Source organism: Paracoccus jiaweipingae (assembly GCF_044335505.1).
Taxonomy (GTDB): Bacteria; Pseudomonadota; Alphaproteobacteria; order Rhodobacterales; family Rhodobacteraceae; genus Paracoccus.
The window spans coordinates 1-17,401 of record NZ_JBISBS010000007.1; the positions used below are offsets into that span (position 1 = coordinate 1).

Sequence of the window (17,401 nt, forward strand, 5' to 3'; positions counted from 1 at the left end):
CGGTTGTAGCTCAGTTGGTTAGAGTACCGGCCTGTCACGCCGGGGGTCGCGGGTTCGAGCCCCGTCAACCGCGCCATCACCAGCCAAAATCGTCATGAAAAGCGCGGTTGTAGCTCAGTTGGTTAGAGTACCGGCCTGTCACGCCGGGGGTCGCGGGTTCGAGCCCCGTCAACCGCGCCATTTTCACCCTGTCATCATCCAGACCGCAATCAGCGCCATGCAGGCCGCGAAAACGCGATTCATCTGCCGGGCCATGGCCGGATTTAAAAAGATCGCAGCAAGGCATGTCCGGCGCTTGCCCGGATCAGGAAAGCCACCAGATTGTTCAGGGTGAAGATGACGCTGATGGTCACCGGTGAAAGACGGCTGGAAAACTGTGTCAGCATCAATGCGATGATGGCCCAGGCTTTGGGGTTCAGCAGCAACAGCAAAACACCGTCACAAAAGCCGATCGCGCGGGCCGGTGCGGCCCCGGCCGCCCCCGCCGTCCAGAAGCCCCATGCGATCCGCAGCACCCACAGCGCCCCCGCGATCTGGATCAGCCCGGCACTTCCCGGCAGGCCCGTCAGGGCCGCGCCCGAAGCCTGCGCCAGCAAAACCGTCACAGCCAGGGTCGCAAGGCTGTATCCGGCCAGCGCGGGGATCAGACCGGTCACGCCAAAGCGCGCGCCATTTGCCGCAAAGGTCAGGTTCCCCGGACCGGGGCTATAGGCCAGTGGGATCAGAAATATCAGCAGCGCGATCATCGTTTCGCCATTCATTTGCAACATATCGCGAACGTGGCATAAGCCGGGGGTTACAGCGCCGCAGAATCGGGCGTTTCATTCACAAGGGGACAAGGCAATGAGCGATATGGATGCAGCAACGCTGATCGACACCATGGGCCATGCTGCGCGCGCGGCAGCGGCGGACCTTGCCTTTGCGCCCGCCGCCAGCAAGGACGCGGCGCTGAATGCGGCGGCGCAGGCGCTGCTGGCGCGCAGCGATCAGATCATCGCGGCGAATGAACGGGATCTGGCCTATGCCCGCGACAAGGGGCTGTCAGAGGCGATGATCGACCGGCTGCGGCTGGATGCGGGGCGCATTGCCGCCATTGCCGACGGGCTGCGCGCCATTGCGGCACAGCCCGATCCGGTGGGCCGGGTGCTGGCCGAATGGGACCAGCCCACGGGGCTGCATATCCAGCGCGTCGCCACGCCGTTGGGGGTGATCGGGGTGATCTATGAAAGCCGCCCCAATGTCACCGCCGATGCGGGCGGGCTGGCGCTGAAGGCGGGCAATGCCGTGATCCTGCGCGGCGGGTCCGACAGCATCCATTCCAGCACCGCCATTCATGCCTGCATGACCGAAGGGCTGCGCGCCGCCGGCCTGCCCGAGGCCGCGATTCAGATCGTGCCCACCCGCGACCGCGCGGCGGTGGCGGCAATGCTGCGCGCGCAGGGGCTGATCGACGTGATCATCCCGCGCGGCGGCAAGGGGCTGGTCGGTCTGGTTCAGGCCGAGGCCCGCGTGCCGGTCTTTGCCCATCTGGAAGGGGTCTGCCACGTCTATGCCGATGCCGATGCCGATCTGGACAAGGCCCGACGCGTGGTGCTGAACGCCAAGACCCGGCGCACCGGCATTTGCGGCGCGGCGGAATGCCTGCTGATCGACCGCGGCTTTTTCCAGCGTCACGGCGATGTGCTGATCCGCGACCTTCTGGACGCCGGGGTCGAGGTCCGCGCCGGGGACGGGCTGGCCGATATTGCAGGCACCGTCCCGGCGCAGCCTGACGATTTCGGGCGCGAATATCTGGACAGCATCATTGCCGTGCGGCTGGTCGATGGGGTCGATGACGCCATCGCGCATATCCGCCGCTATGGGTCCGGCCATACCGAGGCCATCCTGACCGAAAACGACGCCACCGCGCAGCGGTTTTTCCAGCGCCTCGACAGCGCGATCCTGATGCGCAATGCCTCGACCCAGTTTGCCGATGGCGGCGAATTCGGGATGGGGGCGGAAATCGGCATTGCCACCGGCAAGATGCACGCGCGCGGGCCGGTCGGGGCGCAGCAACTGACCAGTTTCAAATATCTGGTCACCGGCGATGGGACGGTGCGGGCCTGATCCGCCGCCGCGACCGCAAACCGGCTGGCCCCCGCGCAGTCGCGCGGGGGCTTTGCGTTACAGCGTCAGCTCGGCCCCCTTGTCATCCAGCTCGACCACGGCCCGGCGCCCGGCCCCGGCCAGCGCGGCGGCCAGCAGCGGGAACTGCACCTCGGACGGGCGGCAGGCGGCCTCGGGCGTGGCGTCAAGCCAGCGCCACAGGCCGGTATCGGGCTTCATCCGCTCGGCCTCGGCCACCAGCCGCCAGCGCGGGCCGCTGCGGGCCGCCAGCACCCGCCCGCCCCAGGGCATGGCGTCTTGCAGGCACAGCAGTGCCAGAATCAGGATGCGCACCTCGGACCGGGGCAGGTCGGCGGGGTCGGACAGCTCGACCCGCAGGCGGCTGTCGGTTTGCAGATCGTCCAGCGCGTGGCGGATCTGGGCGCCGGACATGCGCTGATCGCCGGCGGCCTGCCCGAAAGCGATGCGAAAGATCTGCACCCGCGCCCGCGCCGCGCGCAGGCTGTCCGCGATCAGGGCCATTTCCGGGCTGTCCTTCAGCCCCGGCAGACCGGCCATTTCCAGCAATTCCACGCCGTTGCCGATGGCCCCCAGCGGCGACACCAGATCGTGACACAACCGGGAGCCGATCAACCCCGCCAGCATCGTCGCATCGGGGGCGGGCTGACTTGCCGCGCCGCTCATGCCGCTTTACCTTGTGCCGGCAGCAGAACAGGGGCCGCCATGAACGATTTTCTGGAACCCGGCATGATCGTGCGCCACCCCGCAGCGCCCGATTGGGGCGATGGGCAGGTGCAATCGCGCATTGGCAACCGCATCACCGTCAACTTTACCCAGGCGGGCAAGCAGGTGATCGACGGCACAAAGGTGGCGCTGGAACTGGTGGCGCTGGACAAGGGCTGATCCTCCTTCACGGTTTGGGGCAGGGTAATACAACCTATGCGATAGTCAACCGGGCGCAGGCGGATTTCCCGCCCGCCCGCCGCAGTTGCAATAACGGGCCGCTTTGCCTAGACAGTGCGAAACCACCGGAAACAAGGGCCTGCCATTGACCACGACCGATCCGTCCTATTTCCGCATCTGCATCGCGACCTCGCCCGAGGATCTGGCAGCGGCCCAAAGGTTGCGTTACCGCGTCTTTGTCGAGGAACTGGGGGCTGACGGCCCGCTGGTCGACCATCAGGCGCGGCTGGAACGGGATGAATTCGACGATGTCGTCGATCACCTTGTGTTGATCGACACCCGCCGGTCCAGCGCCGATCTGGACCATGTGGTCGGGGTTTACCGGCTGTTACCCGGCGCGCGCGCTGCGGAATTTGGCCGATTTTATTGCGACGAGGAATATGACCTGTCGCGGCTGCGCGCCTGTGGGCGGTCGCTGCTGGAACTGGGCCGGTCCTGCGTGCATCCCGATTACCGGGGCGGTTCAGCGATGTTCCTTCTGTGGAATGCGCTGGCCGATTACGTTCTGGATCTGGGGGTGGAATTGCTGTTCGGCGTGGCCTCGTTCCACGGCACCGACACGCAGGCGCTGGCCCAACCGCTGGCCTGGCTGCATCACCACCACCTGGCCCCCGAGGCGATCCGCCCCGTGGCCCGCCCCGCGGGCTTTGCCGCGATGGATATGATCGCCCCCGGGGCACTGGACCGGCGCGCGGCGATGGTCGGGATGCCGGCGCTGATAAAGGCCTATCTGCGCCTTGGCGGCATGGTTGGCGAGGGGGCGTTTATCGACCGCGCCTTCAACACCACCGACGTGTTTTTGCTGATGGACACCACGGCAATGTCGGCCAAGCACAAGCGGTATTACGAAAACCGCCATCAGAATGGCTGACGGCACCGGCCCGCGTCGCGACGATCCGCGCGCCGGGCGCGGCACGGCGACCTGGCGCGGGGCGGAACCGCCGGTTCTGGCGCGCCCCGGCCTGTCTGGCTGGCTGCGGGTGGCGCTGCGCGGGACGGCGCTGGCATCCTGGCTGATGCTGTGCGTGTTGTTGATCCTGCCGCTGCGGGGGTTGGAATCCCTGGTCGCGGGCAGGCGCCGGCCGCTGACCGGGCCTTATGTCCAGATGGTGTGCCGGGTGGCGCTGTGGCTGATCGGGCTGCGCTGGCAGCGCGTCGGCCAGCCTTTGCGCGGCCCCGGCGCGGTGGTCGCCAATCACGCCAGCTGGCTGGATATTTTCGTGATGAACGCGGCCCTGCCGGTGTTTTTCGTCGCCAAGGCCGAGGTCGCGGGCTGGCCCGGCATCAACATCCTGACCCGCGTGACCGACACCCATTTCGTGCGCCGCGATCCCCGGCTGGCGCGTCAGCAGGCGGCGGAATTTGCCGCGCGGGTCGAGGCCGGGCACCGGCTGTTATTCTTCCCCGAGGGCACCAGCACCGATGGCCATCGCGTCCTGCCCTTCAAGCCGACGCTGTTTCAGGGCTTTCTGGACCCGGCCTTGCCCGCCGATCTGGCGATTCAGCCGCTAAGCGTGTGCTATCACGCGCCCAAGGGGCAGGATGCGCGGTTTTACGGCTGGTGGGGCGATATGGATCTGGGGCCAAGCCTGCTGGCGGTGCTGGCCGCGCCCCGGCAGGGGCAGGTGCGGGTGGTGCTGCATCCGCCGGTCGCGGTCGCCGGGCAGACCCGCAAGACGCTGGCCGCGCAGACCGAGGCCGCCGTGCGCAGCGGGCTGGCGGGCGCTGTGACGGGGGCTGTGACGGGGTAACGCCGTCGGGGGCGTGGGCATTGGGTGGTTGGGCCGGTCCTCCGGCGGGGATATTTGGGCCAGGATGAAAGGCCACGCGCCGCCGCTGCGGCAACCGCCCTGATCAGCGCCGCAATGTGTCCAGCACGAACAGCCGCAGTGCCGTGGCCAGCCCTACCTGAGGCGGGCGGCCATGGTCGATGGCCGCGATCAGCGCGCCAAGCGACATGGACCGGCGGCTGGCGATCTGGCGCAGCTGGGTCCAGAATTCATCTTCAAGGCTGACCGATGTGCGGTGCCCGTCAATAGTGACCGAGCGTTTGACCGGGACCGACATGGGGGGCAGGTCAATCATCGTCGCGCCTGTGCTGGTCAAGGTGGTGACGGGCCTGTTCGGCGGTCTTTTCCTGAAGCTGTTTCTGCGCCCGGCCAAGGCCAAAGCGGGCGGCGTTTTCATCGCCTTTCCGGCGCTTGTCAGTGCGGGCCTTTTGTTTGCGAAACCGGGTCAGGTTGGTGATCTGGGTCATGGCGCCAGCATAGCCGCAATCGCGGGCTGTGGGAATGGCCGATCTGCGGGGCGTGGCATCCTTGATTGTTATAGTATAACAAACCCCTTGGGTCGCCCGTTGCGGCCCGGTGCAATGAGGAACCACGATGAGCAAGATGTTTTTCGCCCCCACTGTCGCGCTGGCCTTTGCCGCCGGGCTGGCGCTGAGCGCGCCTGCCATGGCCGAGGCCAGGCACGATCATGACCATGCCGCCCACGACCACGATCACAGCCCGGCGCAGGCCGAGATCGCCAAGGGCTATTTCGAGGACAGCCAGATCGCCCCGCGCGCGCTGTCGGACTGGGAAGGGGAATGGCAGTCGGTCTATCCGTTTCTGGTCGATGGCACGCTGGACCCGGTGATGGCGCATAAGGCCGAACATGGCGACAAGACCGCGCAGGAATATCGCGATTATTATGGCATTGGCTACAAGACCGATGTCGACCGCATCACCATTGCCGGCGATCAGGTGACCTTTGCGCGCAAGGACGGCGCGGTGACCGGGCAATATGCCGATGACGGGTTCGAGGTGCTGACCTATCCCAAGGGCAATCGCGGGGTCCGGTTCATCTTTAAAAAGGTCGCAGGTGATGAGGCCGCCCCGGCCTTTATCCAGTTCAGCGATCACCATATCGCACCGGAAAAGGTGGGGCATTACCACCTGTATTGGGGCGATGACCGTGCCGCCATTCTTGAGGAGCTGACCAACTGGCCGACCTATTATCCGGCTGCGCTAAGCGCGCAGCAGGTGGTTCAGGAAATGCTGGCGCATTAAGGCGCGGCAGGCAATTGCAGGGCGCGTTTGCGATGCGCCCTGTCGGCTGGCGGGCCGGGCAAGGCCCGACGCAAAGCGACGCAACACATTGCCCACCAGTAGGCGATGCGCGATTCCGACCGGCAGCATATAACGGCGCCTGAACCTGTGATGGACCTGAACCGAAGATGTGATGGCCACCCGGTCCGCCTGTGTCGACATGCAGGTCATCACGTCAGGATGCCGGTCCCTGCCGGTCAGCACCGGACTGTTGCCATCGCGATAATCGACCAGAAAGAAATCCAGCCGGTCGCCCGCCTGAACATATTCGCGTGGCGACCGCTGAAACCGCCGATCCGCCTGACCCCGAAACCTGCGGAAATGGCGTCGCGCAGCCGGAAGGTCAGACGCAGCGGGGGCTGTGGATGCGCCATAACGCTGTTGCTGACGAATACGGGGTCATGAAACCCGGCAAATCTGATGCTTTGGCTGTCGTAATTATCCAGACTGTCAGGCGCGGCCAGAACCCGGACGGCGGGGTCGCCCGGACAGACCATGGTCATGCGCCCTTCTGCCGTGATGGCAGAAATGAAAAACGCGCCCGAAGGCGCGTTTTCAGGGTGTGTCGGGATCAGTCTTTCGGCCCGATCATATCCTCGGGGCGGACGATGCGGTCGAACTCTTCCTCGGTGACGAAGCCCAGACCCACGGCCTCTTGCTTCAGCGTGGTGCCGTTCTTATGCGCGGTTTTCGCCACTTTGGTGGCATTGTCATAACCGATGGTGGGGGCCAGTGCGGTGACCAGCATCAGGCTTTCCTTCATCAGCTTTTCGATGCGCGCCGTGTTGGCCTGCGTGCCCGCGACCATGTTGTCAGTAAACGACCCCGCAGCATCGCCCAAAAGCTGCATGGATTGCAGCACGTTATAGGACATCATCGGGTTATAGACGTTCAGTTCGAAATGCCCCTGAGAGCCGGCAAAACCGACCGCGGCGTCATTGCCCATGACATGGGCGCAGACCATGGTCAGGGCCTCGGCCTGGGTCGGGTTGACCTTGCCCGGCATGATCGAGGAACCGGGTTCGTTTTCCGGCAGGATCAGTTCCCCCAGACCGGAGCGCGGGCCAGACCCCAGCAGGCGCAGGTCATTGGCGATCTTGAACAGGCTGGCCGCAACGGTTTTCAGCGCGCCCGAGAACATCACCATGGCGTCATGCGCGGCCAGTGCCTCGAACTTGTTGGGGGCGGTGACGAAGGGCAGGTCGGTGATGCTGGCGATTTCCGAGGCCACCGCAGTGTCCCAGCCCTTTTTCGTGTTCAGCCCGGTGCCAACGGCGGTGCCGCCCTGCGCCAGTTCGTAAATATCGGGCAGGCAGGCTTTCACCCGCTCGATCCCCTTGGCGACCTGATGGGCATAGCCGGAAAATTCCTGACCCAGCGTCAGCGGCGTGGCATCCTGCGTATGGGTGCGGCCAATCTTGATGATGTCGCGAAATTCATCCGATTTCGCGGCCAGTGCTTTGTGCAGCTTTTCCAGACCGGGCAGCAGCACGTCACGCGCCACCATGCCGATGGCGACATGCATCGCGGTCGGGAATGTGTCGTTCGAGGATTGCCCCATATTCACATGGTCATTGGGGTGAACCGGGTCTTTCGAACCCTTTTCGCCCCCCAGAATCTCGATCGCGCGGTTGCTGATGACCTCGTTGGCATTCATGTTCGACTGGGTGCCGGACCCGGTCTGCCAGACGACCAGCGGGAAGTTGTCGTCGAACTTGCCCTCGAACACCTCGGTCGCGGCCTGTTCCATGGCGCGGCCGCGTTTTTCGTCCAGCTTGCCCTCGGCCATGTTGATGCGCGCGGCGGCCAGCTTGATCGCACCCAGGGCGCGGATGATCGCGACCGGCTGACGTTCCCAGCCGATGGGAAAGTTCTGGATCGACCGCTGGGTCTGCGCGCCCCAGTATTTATCGGCGGGAACTTCGAGCGGGCCGAAGCTGTCGGTTTCGGTGCGGGTCGCGGTCATACAGGCCTCCTTGCGCCAAGATGCCCCGCCATGGGGGCGCGTCCTGCCCCGCGTTTTAGGCGGCGGGGCAGGGCTTGGCAATAATCATGCGGGGCGATTGCCGCCTTGTCCCAACAGGTTAGCGCCAACGGCCCGCCCCCGTCACTGCTGGCGAAAGGTATAGACCTGCGCCGGGGGCAGGTTGGCCCAGATACGGCGGCTGCGGGTATGGGTCAGGCCGAAATCGCGGCGCACACGTTCCGACAGCGGCGGCACGGTGCCATAGGTGATCTGGACAAAGGGCGCACCGGGGCGCAGCATTTTCAGCGCCGCGCCGACAATGGCGGCCTGTAATTCGTAAGGCATTGGCAGGGTCGGCACGCCCGAGATCACGGCCTCCAGCCCCTTGCGCCCGACATTGACCATTTCCTGCGCGGGCAGGTTATGCACGGTGCAGCGTGGAAAGCGCTGGCGCAGATGGGCGCAAAAGGCGGCGTTCAGTTCGTAAAGCTCAAGGTTTTCGGGGCGCAGGCCCTGCCGCAGGATGCCTTGGGTGATGGTGCCGGTTCCGGCGCCGATTTCAGCGACGGGGCCGGTGTCAGGCCCGATCAGCCGCGCCATTTCAGTGGCGCACACGCGCGAGGTCGGGGCGATGGCGCGGATCTGTGCGGGTTTGCGCAGGAACTGGCCGAAAAACAGCGACAGGTCGGACATGGACATCTCCGGTATCAGTGACCCGACCGTCTTATGTCCGTGTCGTGACAGGAATGTGACCGCCTATCTGCGCCACTGATCCAGGCTGACGACCTCGGCCCCTGCGGGGGCGTCGCTGTCGGCTTCGGCCCCGGCCTCGCCCCCGGTCTCGGGCGGGGTGTCGGCCTCGGGGTCGGGGTCATCCTCGGGGTCGGGCTGGCTGTCAAAGCGCAGGCCGAATTCGACCGAGGGGTCGACAAAGGTGCGCAGCGCGTCAAAGGGAATTTCCAGCCGTTCCGGGCTGTTGCCGAAATTCAGCGTAATGCCGAACCCGTCCGGGCGCACCGTCAGCGCGTCGAACCAATGCTGGATGACGATGGTCATATCCTCGGGATAGCGTTCGCGCAGCCAGTCCGACATTTCCACGCCGGGCTGGCGGGTGTCGAAGGTGATATAAAAGTGATGCGCGCCGGGCAGGCCACCATCGGCGATCACGGTCAGCACATCCGCGATCAGCCCCTGCATCGCGCGGTGCATCATCCCGCCATAGTCGATCTGACCGGTCATTCCCGAACCTCTTGTCTGTGCTGCCCGCGCCGGGGCCTTTGGCCGTCACAATAGGCAAAACGCGGGCAAAGAAAAGGGGCGGTGTCAGCGGCGGCGCTTGCTGCGCTTGTTGCCGCCGCGCTGACCGGCGCGGCCCGCCGTGGACCGGCCGCCGGCCCTGGTGGCGGTCTCGACCGCCTCGTCAATGGCCGATTGCCGGGCCAGCGGGTCATCTGCCACCGCCAGTTCGACCGCCTCAAGCCGCTTGACCTCGTCGCGCAGGCGCGCGGCCTCTTCGAATTCAAGGTTTTCGGCGGCTTTGCGCATCTGCGCGCGCAGGGCGTCCAGATGGGCGGCCAGATTGGCGCCAACCATCGGCTTATCAACTTTGGTTGTAATGCGCGCCTGATCGGTGTCGCCCTGCCACAGCCCGGCCAGAACGTCATCGACATTCTTGCGCACGGTTTGCGGGGTGATGCCGTGTTCTTCGTTATAGGCCGTCTGTTTCTGGCGGCGACGCTCGGTCTCGGCCATGGCGCGTTCCATGCTGCCGGTGATGCGGTCGGCATACATGATCACCCGGCCATCGGCATTGCGCGCCGCGCGGCCAATGGTCTGGATCAGGCTGGTCTCCGACCGCAGAAAGCCCTCTTTGTCGGCATCCAGAATTGCCACCAGCCCGCATTCGGGAATATCCAGCCCCTCGCGCAGCAGGTTAATGCCGACCAGCACGTCAAACGCCCCAAGACGCAGGTCGCGCAAAATCTCGATCCGTTCGATCGTGTCGATATCGCTGTGCATATAGCGCACGCGCACACCCTGTTCGTGCAGATATTCGGTCAGATCCTCGGCCATGCGCTTGGTCAGCACGGTGGCCAGCGTGCGATACCCTGCGGCGCTGACCTTGCGGATTTCGTCCAGCAGGTCGTCGACCTGCATCTCGACCGGGCGGATTTCGACCTGCGGGTCCAGAAGGCCGGTCGGGCGGATGATCTGTTCAGTGAACACGCCGCCCGCCTGATCCATTTCCCATTGGGCGGGGGTGGCGCTGACGAAAACCGATTGCGGGCGCATGGCGTCCCATTCCTCGAATTTCAGCGGCCGGTTATCCATACAGCTTGGCAGGCGGAACCCGTGTTCGGCCAGCGTGAATTTGCGGCGATAGTCGCCCCTGTACATGCCGCCGATCTGGGGCACGCTGACATGCGATTCGTCCGCGAAAACAATGGCGTTATCGGGAATGAATTCGAACAGGGTGGGGGGCGGCTCGCCGGGGGCGCGACCGGTCAGATAGCGGGAATAATTCTCGATCCCGTTGCAGACGCCGGTGGCCTCCAGCATTTCGAGGTCGAAATTCGTGCGCTGTTCCAGCCGCTGCGCCTCCAGCAGCTTGCCCTCATCATTCAGCTGCGCCAGCCGCTGTTGCAGCTCGGCCTTGATGCCCTTGGTGGCCTGCTGAAGGGTCGGGCGCGGGGTGACATAATGGCTGTTGGCATAGATGCGGATCTGTTTGTAATCGCCTTCCTTTGCGCCGGTCAGCGGGTCGAATTCGGTGATGCTTTCCAGATCGTTGCCAAAGAAATCGAACCGCCATGCCCGGTCTTCCAGGTGGGCGGGCCAGACCTCGACCACGTCGCCACGGACGCGGAAACTGCCACGGATGAAATGCGTGTCCAGCCGCTTGTATTGCTGCGCCACCAGCTGCCCCAGAAAGTCGCGCTGGTCATAGCTTTGGCCGACGACCATGTCCTGCGTCATCGCGGAATAGGTCTCGACCGAGCCGATGCCATAGATGCAGGATACCGAGGCCACGATGATCACATCATCGCGTTCCAGAAGCGCGCGCGTGGCGCTGTGGCGCATCCGGTCGATGGCCTCGTTGATCTGCGATTCCTTCTCGATATAGGTGTCCGAGCGCGGGACATAGGCCTCGGGCTGGTAATAGTCATAATAGCTGACGAAATATTCGACCGCGTTATCGGGAAAGAAGCCCTTGAATTCGCCGTATAATTGCGCGGCCAGTGTCTTGTTCGGGGCAAGGATGATGGCGGGGCGCTGGGTTTCCTCGATCACCTTGGCCATGGTAAAGGTCTTGCCGGTGCCGGTCGCGCCAAGCAGCACCTGATCGCGTTCGCCGTCCCGCACGCCCTGCGCCAGTTCCGTGATGGCGGTGGGCTGGTCGCCTGCGGGGGCGAACTGGCTGTGCATCACAAAGCGTTTGCCGCCTTCCAGCTTGGGGCGGGTCACCTCGGAAAAGCGCATCACCGGGGCGTTGGTGTTGTTGTGACCCATGGCGTCCCCCTGCAAGTCAGTTTCGGCTTTGTTCCGTTATGTGGGCGCAGGCCGGCGCATTGCAAGGGCAAAGCCGCGCAGGCGGCGGAAAGGCCGCGACAGGGCGCGGCCTTTCGACATGGGGGCGGTTATTTCGTGGCTTCGAACACACCACAGGCCGAGCGGTCGCCGGCATGGCCAGCGGGGTGGCTGGCATAATCATCGGCCCCGGCATGGATGATCACGGCCGAACCATCCTGATCCATGATCATCTCCTCGGTCAGGGCGGGGACGAAATATTCCACCGTCAGCTTGCCGTTTTCGGGGATGTGCAGGTTTGGCATATCGCCGGCATGAGGCCCGTTTTCCGACAGGATGCCATGTTCCTTCCCGCCGGTCAGATGCCCGCCCGAGGCCTTGAAATCGGGCGCGCAGGCCCCGGTTTCGTGGATGTGGATGGCCTGAACGCCCTGCGGCAGGCTGTGGACGTCGATCACCACATGCATCACCCCCGATGCGGTCGGGTCGGCGGTGACGGTGCCGACCTCCTGACCCTCGGGGTTTTTCAGAACGGCCATCATTTTCGGGGTGTGATCGGCGGAATGATCTTCGCCGCCATGGGCCAGCACGGGACCGGCGATCAGGGTGGCGGCCATGGCGAAAATGGTCAGTTTGGTCATCTTTTATCTCCTGAATGACTGAAATGATCATCAATCTTATGCGCGCCGGGGCCGCAAAGGCCTAGTCCCGGCGGGTCACAAGCGCTTGAAACATGCTTGAAATACCCGTGATGTTTGGCGATAACGCATCAGCCAGTCTGACAAGGAAAGCCGTCATGCGCGCCCGTATCTATCAGCCCGCCCGCAATGCCATGCAGTCGGGGACCGCCAAGACCAAAGGATGGATTCTGGATTTCCCGCAGGCCGATGCCCGCCGCATCGACCCGCTGATGGGCTGGACCAGCAGCGACGACACCCAAAGCCAGGTGCGCCTGCGCTTTGACACCCGCGAGGCGGCCGAGGCTTATGCCCGCGAAAAAGGTCTGGATTATCAGGTCGTTCAGGGCCATAGCCGCGCGCCGAACATCCGCCCGCGCGGCTATGGCGAAAACTTTGCCACCGACCGCCGCGCGCCCTGGACGCATTGACGCGGTGGGGCAGGATGCGGTGCGCATTGCGCAGGAATCGCCGCTGGGGGACGATCTGACGCTGCTGTTTCAGCGTCACACCGCCGATATGCACGCCGACACGCCGCCGGACTCCATCCACATGATGCCGCGCGAGGAACTGGAGGCCCCGCAGATCGCGTTTTTCGTCATGCGCGATGGCGACAGGCCGGTGGCGATGGGGGCGCTGAAAACCATCGAACCCGCCCATGCCGAGATCAAATCCATGCATGTTCTGGCCGAGGACCGGGGCCGTGGCCTGTCGCGCCAGATGCTGGACCACCTGATCGGCCATGCCCGCAAGGCGGGATTGGCGCGCATCAGTCTGGAAACCGGCATCCAGCCGACCTTTGTCGCGGCGCGGGGCCTGTATCGGCGCGCGGGCTTTGACGAATGCCCGCCCTTCAAAGGCTATGGCCCCGACCCCAACAGCGTGTTCATGACGCTGGAATTGCCTCCGCAGACCTGACGGCCCTTGCCTTTCGGGGCGGGGGACGGCAGATCAGGGGCAGCGGTCCCATAGCTCAACTGGATAGAGCAGCCGACTTCTAATCGGCAGGTTCGGGGTTCGAGTCCTCGTGGGATCGCCAACCAGCATTTCGGCCATTGTTTTTATTCAGTTTTCTGCCATTTTTGTATCAGCTTCGGCGGGTGATACTCTGTTCTGTTCCTCTTCCCCCGTTGTTTCCGGCAGCGTGCCGTGACGGCTGATCTGCCCGGCATTGCTGTGCCTTTTGGCGATTGCGGGGTTGGCATTGCGGCAAACTGTCGCTAACCAGCGGCCATCCATCTGGACCCGGTGAAATTCCGGGTGGCTCTTCCGGCCGCCGATCCGCCGGACAAACCTTGCCTGTTTGCGCGCCGGCCGCCCTGCGGACCCCTGACGGCGCAGCCTTGGAACGCTTATGATCTCACAGAATTACCGCGAAGAGTGGTTCGGCAATATCCGGCCTGACCTGTTATCGGGGCTGGTGGTGGCGCTGGCGCTGATCCCCGAAGCGATTGCCTTTTCCATCATTGCCGGGGTTGACCCGAAGGTCGGGCTTTATGCCTCGTTCTCGATTGCGGTGATCACCGCTTTTGTCGGCGGGCGACCGGGGATGATCTCGGCGGCGACGGCGGCGACGGCGGCGACGGCGGTGCTGATGGTGACGCTGGTGCGCGATCACGGGCTGCAATACCTGCTGGCGGCGACCGTGCTGGCCGGGCTGATCCAGATCGGCGCCGGGATGCTGCGGCTGGGGCGGTTGATGCGCTTTGTGTCGAAATCGGTGATGACCGGCTTTGTCAACGCGCTGGCCATCCTGATCTTTATCGCCCAATTGCCCGAGCTGGACCCGGCACGGGTCGGCCTGCTGACCTATGCGCTGGTGGCGGCGGGGTTGGCGATCATCTATCTGTTTCCGCTGCTGACGCGGGCGGTGCCCTCGCCGCTGGTGACGATCGTGATCCTGACGCTGGTGGTCTGGCTGACCGGGTGGGATGTGCGCACGGTTGGCGATATGGGCGCGCTGCCCGATACGCTGCCGGTGTTTCTGATCCCCGAGGTGCCGCTGAATCTGGACACGCTGCGCATCATCCTGCCTTATTCGGTCGCGGTGGCGGTGGTCGGGCTGCTGGAAAGCCTGATGACGCAAAATCTGGTGGACGAGCTGACCGACACTGCCTCCAGCCGCGATCAGGAATGCATCGGGCAGGGGGTGGCCAATGCCGCGACCGGGTTTATTGGCGGCATGGCGGGCTGTGCCATGATCGGGCAGTCGATGATCAACGTCAAATCAGGCGGGCGCGGGCGGTTGTCGACCTTTGTCGCCGGGGCGGTGCTGCTGGTGCTGGTGGTGTTTCTGTCCGATCTGGTGCGCATCATTCCGATGCCGGCGCTGGTGGCGATCATGATCATGGTGTCGGTGGGGACGTTTTCGTGGTCCTCGGTCGGTAATCTGCGCCACCATCCGCTGTCGTCATCGGTGGTGATGCTGGCCACCGTGGTGACGGTGGTCTGGACCCATAACCTTGCCATCGGGGTGCTGGCCGGGGTGCTGCTGTCGGGCAGCTTCTTTGCTGCCAAGATCGCCACCTTCTTTCGCGTCACGTCCGACCTGTCCGGGGATGGCCGGCACCGCACCTATCGCATTCAGGGTCAGATCTTTTACGCCTCGGTCGAGGATCTGATGAAGGCCTTCGATTTCCGCGAAGCGGTCGAGCGTGTCACCATCGACGTCAGCCGGGCGCATATCTGGGATATTTCCGCGGTTCAGGCGCTGGATTCCGCGGTTCTGCGCTTTCGCCGCGACGGCGCCGGGGTCAGTATCACCGGCATGAACGCGGCGTCCGAGACACTGATGGACCGGCTGGCGCTGCATGACCGGCCCGATGCGCCGGACCTGCCATCCGGCCATTAAGGCGCGCAGAAAAGAAAAGGGACAGACCATGAGCGACAAGATCATTGCCATGATTGATGGCTCGGCGTTTTCGACATCCGTGCTGGACCTGTCGGCCTGGGTGGCGCTGCGCAACAGGGTGCCGGTGCATCTGTTGCATGTTCTGCCGCCCAAAGAGGCACCGCAGGCCGACCTGTCCGGGGCGCTGCGGCTGGGGGCGCGGACGGCGCTGCTGGGGGAACTGGCGGCGCTGGACGAACAGCGCGCCAGGGTCGCCATGGCACAGGGCCGTGCCCTGCTGGATGACGCCACGGCGCGGCTGCATCAGGCCGGGGTTGAACAGGTCACGGCACAGTTGCGACAGGGCGATGTGCTGGACAGCGTGGCCACGCTGGAAGGCGACAGCGACCTGATCGTGATCGGAAAACGCGGCGTGTCGGCACAGCAGGCGCAGGGGCATCTGGGGTCGCATTTCGAACGCATCGTGCGCGCCAGCCGCCTGCCGGTGTTGATGGCACCACGGGAATGGCGCAATATCGCGCGGGTGGCGATTGCCTGTGACGGCAGCGCCTCGTCGCGGCGGGCGGTGGCGCGGGCGGCGGCGCTGCCGGCCTATCGCGGGCTGTCGGTCGATCTGGTGGGTGTGGGCGGCGATGCGGTGGCCGAGGCGCTGGAACAGGCCCGCGCGCTGTTATCCGGGGTCGGGATTGCCGCCGATACAGTGCTGATCGACGCGGCATCGGCCCGCGCCCATCCCGACCGCGCCATTCTGCGGCATCTGGATGACAGCGGCGCCGATTTTCTGGTCATGGGGGCCTATGGCCATTCGCGCATCCGAAACCTGATGGTGGGGTCAACCACCACGGCCATCCTGCGCGAGGCCCGGATTCCGGTGCTGCTGGTGCGCTGATCCGTCCCGGCAGCGGGCCTTTCCGGCAGATGTGATCACAAACCCCAGGTGCCCGCGCGCCGGGGTTTTTTCCGTGATCACAGGGGACAGCCGGGGGGTGGCGCAAAAAAAAGCCGGGCATGAAGCCCGGCGTAAGTCCAACAGGGAGGTTGAAGGGAAGGGGCGAAGCCGCCGTTTCCTTCACTGCCCGATCTATGGGCAGGGGCGGTGTCCTGCAACCCCGGATTGCCGAAAAAAGCAGCATATCCGCTATGCGAAAATGGAATGGCTTGGTCAGTCCAACTGGGCTTCGGTCTGCCAGCGGCGATGCGACTGGATTTCCTCGAGCACGAAATCACGGAAGGCAGAGACCCGGCGCGAGGTGCGCAATTCCTCGGGGAAGGCCAGAAAAACCGGCACATCGCCCGATTCCAGATCAGGGAAAACCCGCACAAGGCCGGGGAAATCGGCGGTCAGGTAATCGGGCAGGACGCCGATGCCGATATTGGCCAGCACCGCCTGCAAGACGCCGAAATAATTATTCACCATCAGGGTCGAGCGCGGGTTATGCGCCAGCAGCGCCTGCGACAGGCTGGCACCCGATGCGACTTGCGGCACGCTGGGGTTCTGACAGATCACCCGGTGCGCACCCAGATCCTGCACGGTTTGCGGGCTGCCGGCATCGGCCAGATAGGCCTCGGTCGCGTAAAGCCGCATCCGAATGTTCAGCAAACGCCGGCGGATCAGGTCGGACTGGCTGGGTTCCTTCATGCGGATGGCGACATCGGCCTCGCGCATGGGCAGGTCCAGCACCCGTTCCTCGAGCATCAGGTCGATCTTGAGGTCGGGATAGCGCGCATACAGCTTGTGCAGGCGCGGCACCAGCCACAGCGTGCCAAAGCCGGTGGTGGTGGTGACCTTCAGTTCGCCAAAGACGTTTTCTTCGCTGTCGCGAATGCGCGCGGCGGTGGTGTCCAGCTTGCGGGCCATGGCCTTGGTGGCCTCGAACAGCAATTCGCCCTGTTCGGTCAGGATCAGGCCGCGGGCGTGGCGGTGAAACAGCGTCGTCGCAAGCGATTCCTCAAGCGCGCGAATCTGTCGGCTGACCGCCGATTGCGACAGATGCAGCACGTCGCCGGCATGGGTCAGGCTGCCGGCATCGGCAACCGCATGAAAGATGCGAAGTTTGTCCCAATCCATTGTGATCTCGTGATAAAAGCGATTTCGTGATGGCAGCTATGCGGTCAGCGCAAATCTTATCACAGCCTCTGCCCGGCACAACGGGGCGCGGGCAAAAAGATTTTGCTTGTATGGCAGTAAAACTGACCTAAGCTGGGGAAAACAGGGTCC

At 64.5% G+C, this 17,401-nt stretch carries 21 protein-coding genes, 2 tRNA genes and 1 other annotated feature; of the genes, 11 read left to right on the forward strand and 12 right to left on the reverse strand.

The window, feature by feature from the left end:
• The first annotated feature begins 103 nt into the window (after positions 1 to 103).
• Positions 104 to 180, forward strand: a tRNA-Asp gene (locus ACFXP9_RS11905).
• An 83-nt stretch (positions 181 to 263) separates the two neighbouring features.
• Here ACFXP9_RS11905 and ACFXP9_RS11910 read toward each other — a convergent pair.
• Positions 264 to 746 carry a LysE family translocator gene (locus ACFXP9_RS11910; protein WP_397205233.1) on the reverse strand — a complete coding sequence of 161 codons (483 nt, stop codon included), beginning with the start codon at positions 744 to 746 and terminating at the stop codon, positions 264 to 266.
• Between the two features lie 97 nt (positions 747 to 843).
• Between ACFXP9_RS11910 and ACFXP9_RS11915 the strand changes: the two genes are divergently transcribed.
• Positions 844 to 2,106: a glutamate-5-semialdehyde dehydrogenase gene (locus tag ACFXP9_RS11915; RefSeq protein ID WP_397205231.1), complete on the forward strand. Its 1,263-nt coding sequence runs from the start codon at positions 844 to 846 to the stop codon at positions 2,104 to 2,106.
• A 57-nt stretch (positions 2,107 to 2,163) separates the two neighbouring features.
• On the opposite strand, the gene ACFXP9_RS11920 is transcribed toward ACFXP9_RS11915, so the two are convergent.
• The gene (locus ACFXP9_RS11920) at positions 2,164 to 2,790 is read right to left on the reverse strand and encodes a histidine phosphotransferase family protein (protein WP_397205229.1); all 627 of its coding nucleotides are present in this window, start codon (positions 2,788 to 2,790) and stop codon (positions 2,164 to 2,166) included.
• A gap of 39 nt (positions 2,791 to 2,829) precedes the next feature.
• Between ACFXP9_RS11920 and ACFXP9_RS11925 the strand changes: the two genes are divergently transcribed.
• From ACFXP9_RS11925 to olsA, 3 genes are all read left to right on the forward strand, one after another.
• Positions 2,830 to 3,009, forward strand: coding sequence for a DUF3553 domain-containing protein (locus ACFXP9_RS11925; RefSeq protein WP_397205227.1), 180 nt, complete (start codon positions 2,830 to 2,832; stop codon positions 3,007 to 3,009).
• Positions 3,010 to 3,154: 145 nt separating this feature from the next.
• Positions 3,155 to 3,940 carry an L-ornithine N(alpha)-acyltransferase gene (gene olsB / locus ACFXP9_RS11930; protein WP_397205225.1) on the forward strand — a complete coding sequence of 262 codons (786 nt, stop codon included), beginning with the start codon at positions 3,155 to 3,157 and terminating at the stop codon, positions 3,938 to 3,940.
• Positions 3,933 to 4,820, forward strand: a complete 888-nt coding sequence (olsA, locus tag ACFXP9_RS11935; protein ID WP_397205223.1) for a lyso-ornithine lipid O-acyltransferase — start codon at positions 3,933 to 3,935, stop codon at positions 4,818 to 4,820. Before olsB ends, olsA begins: the two co-directional genes overlap by 8 nt.
• Before the next feature lie 103 nt (positions 4,821 to 4,923).
• Here the strand turns inward: olsA and ACFXP9_RS11940 are convergent, their stop codons facing one another.
• Both ACFXP9_RS11940 and ACFXP9_RS11945 read right to left on the reverse strand, forming a co-directional pair.
• Positions 4,924 to 5,154: a ribbon-helix-helix domain-containing protein gene (locus tag ACFXP9_RS11940; RefSeq protein WP_397205221.1), complete on the reverse strand. Its 231-nt coding sequence runs from the start codon at positions 5,152 to 5,154 to the stop codon at positions 4,924 to 4,926.
• Positions 5,147 to 5,326, reverse strand: a complete 180-nt coding sequence (locus ACFXP9_RS11945) for a DUF4169 family protein (RefSeq protein ID WP_397205219.1) — start codon at positions 5,324 to 5,326, stop codon at positions 5,147 to 5,149. The genes ACFXP9_RS11940 and ACFXP9_RS11945 overlap by 8 nt, the downstream gene beginning before the upstream one ends.
• A gap of 127 nt (positions 5,327 to 5,453) precedes the next feature.
• Between ACFXP9_RS11945 and ACFXP9_RS11950 the strand changes: the two genes are divergently transcribed.
• Positions 5,454 to 6,122 carry a ZinT family metal-binding protein gene (locus ACFXP9_RS11950; protein ID WP_397205217.1) on the forward strand — a complete coding sequence of 223 codons (669 nt, stop codon included), beginning with the start codon at positions 5,454 to 5,456 and terminating at the stop codon, positions 6,120 to 6,122.
• Here ACFXP9_RS11950 and ACFXP9_RS11955 read toward each other — a convergent pair.
• The 6 genes from ACFXP9_RS11955 to ACFXP9_RS11980 form a co-directional block, all read right to left on the reverse strand.
• Positions 6,081 to 6,554 carry a DUF2867 domain-containing protein gene (locus tag ACFXP9_RS11955; protein WP_397205779.1) on the reverse strand — a complete coding sequence of 158 codons (474 nt, stop codon included), beginning with the start codon at positions 6,552 to 6,554 and terminating at the stop codon, positions 6,081 to 6,083. The two genes, ACFXP9_RS11950 and ACFXP9_RS11955, sit on opposite strands and share 42 nt — an antisense overlap.
• 178 nt (positions 6,555 to 6,732) lie before the next feature.
• Positions 6,733 to 8,127, reverse strand: coding sequence for a class II fumarate hydratase (fumC, locus tag ACFXP9_RS11960; protein ID WP_397205215.1), 1,395 nt, complete (start codon positions 8,125 to 8,127; stop codon positions 6,733 to 6,735).
• Positions 8,128 to 8,268: 141 nt separating this feature from the next.
• Positions 8,269 to 8,820 (reverse strand): class I SAM-dependent methyltransferase, encoded by a 552-nt coding sequence (locus ACFXP9_RS11965; RefSeq protein ID WP_397205213.1) that lies wholly within the window; start codon positions 8,818 to 8,820, stop codon positions 8,269 to 8,271.
• Between the two features lie 63 nt (positions 8,821 to 8,883).
• Positions 8,884 to 9,366: an SspB family protein gene (locus ACFXP9_RS11970; RefSeq protein ID WP_397205211.1), complete on the reverse strand. Its 483-nt coding sequence runs from the start codon at positions 9,364 to 9,366 to the stop codon at positions 8,884 to 8,886.
• 84 nt (positions 9,367 to 9,450) lie between these two features.
• Complete coding sequence (uvrB, locus tag ACFXP9_RS11975) at positions 9,451 to 11,637, reverse strand: excinuclease ABC subunit UvrB (protein ID WP_397205209.1); 2,187 nt, start codon at positions 11,635 to 11,637, stop codon at positions 9,451 to 9,453.
• 128 nt (positions 11,638 to 11,765) lie between these two features.
• Positions 11,766 to 12,296 (reverse strand): superoxide dismutase family protein, encoded by a 531-nt coding sequence (locus ACFXP9_RS11980; protein WP_397205207.1) that lies wholly within the window; start codon positions 12,294 to 12,296, stop codon positions 11,766 to 11,768.
• A 155-nt stretch (positions 12,297 to 12,451) separates the two neighbouring features.
• Between ACFXP9_RS11980 and ACFXP9_RS11985 the strand changes: the two genes are divergently transcribed.
• The 3 genes from ACFXP9_RS11985 to ACFXP9_RS11995 all read left to right on the forward strand — a co-directional run bounded on the left by ACFXP9_RS11985 (position 12,452) and on the right by ACFXP9_RS11995 (position 13,371).
• On the forward strand, positions 12,452 to 12,763 hold the full coding sequence (locus ACFXP9_RS11985; protein WP_397205205.1) for an ETC complex I subunit: 312 nt from the start codon (positions 12,452 to 12,454) through the stop codon (positions 12,761 to 12,763).
• Positions 12,764 to 12,782: 19 nt separating this feature from the next.
• A complete protein-coding gene (locus ACFXP9_RS11990) occupies positions 12,783 to 13,250 on the forward strand; it encodes a GNAT family N-acetyltransferase (RefSeq protein WP_397205203.1) in 468 nt (155 codons plus the stop codon).
• Between the two features lie 44 nt (positions 13,251 to 13,294).
• Positions 13,295 to 13,371: transfer RNA gene (locus ACFXP9_RS11995), tRNA-Arg, on the forward strand.
• 26 nt (positions 13,372 to 13,397) lie between these two features.
• On the opposite strand, the gene ACFXP9_RS12000 is transcribed toward ACFXP9_RS11995, so the two are convergent.
• Positions 13,398 to 13,571: a hypothetical protein gene (locus ACFXP9_RS12000; protein ID WP_397205201.1), complete on the reverse strand. Its 174-nt coding sequence runs from the start codon at positions 13,569 to 13,571 to the stop codon at positions 13,398 to 13,400.
• Positions 13,571 to 13,626: a sequence feature (sul1 is cis-regulatory element that is thought to sense ions involved in sulfur or methionine metabolism; They are found in Alphaproteobacteria), on the forward strand. Its footprint overlaps the gene before it by 1 nt.
• Before the next feature lie 60 nt (positions 13,627 to 13,686).
• On the opposite strand from ACFXP9_RS12000, the gene ACFXP9_RS12005 reads away from it, so the two are divergent.
• Both ACFXP9_RS12005 and ACFXP9_RS12010 read left to right on the forward strand, forming a co-directional pair.
• Positions 13,687 to 15,183 carry a SulP family inorganic anion transporter gene (locus tag ACFXP9_RS12005; RefSeq protein WP_397210238.1) on the forward strand — a complete coding sequence of 499 codons (1,497 nt, stop codon included), beginning with the start codon at positions 13,687 to 13,689 and terminating at the stop codon, positions 15,181 to 15,183.
• Positions 15,184 to 15,211: 28 nt separating this feature from the next.
• A complete protein-coding gene (locus ACFXP9_RS12010; RefSeq protein WP_397205197.1) occupies positions 15,212 to 16,072 on the forward strand; it encodes a universal stress protein in 861 nt (286 codons plus the stop codon).
• A gap of 273 nt (positions 16,073 to 16,345) precedes the next feature.
• Here ACFXP9_RS12010 and ACFXP9_RS12015 read toward each other — a convergent pair whose 3' ends face one another.
• Entirely contained in the window at positions 16,346 to 17,251 is a 906-nt protein-coding gene (locus ACFXP9_RS12015; protein ID WP_397205195.1) for a LysR family transcriptional regulator, read from the reverse strand.
• Between the last annotated feature and the right edge of the window lie 150 nt (positions 17,252 to 17,401).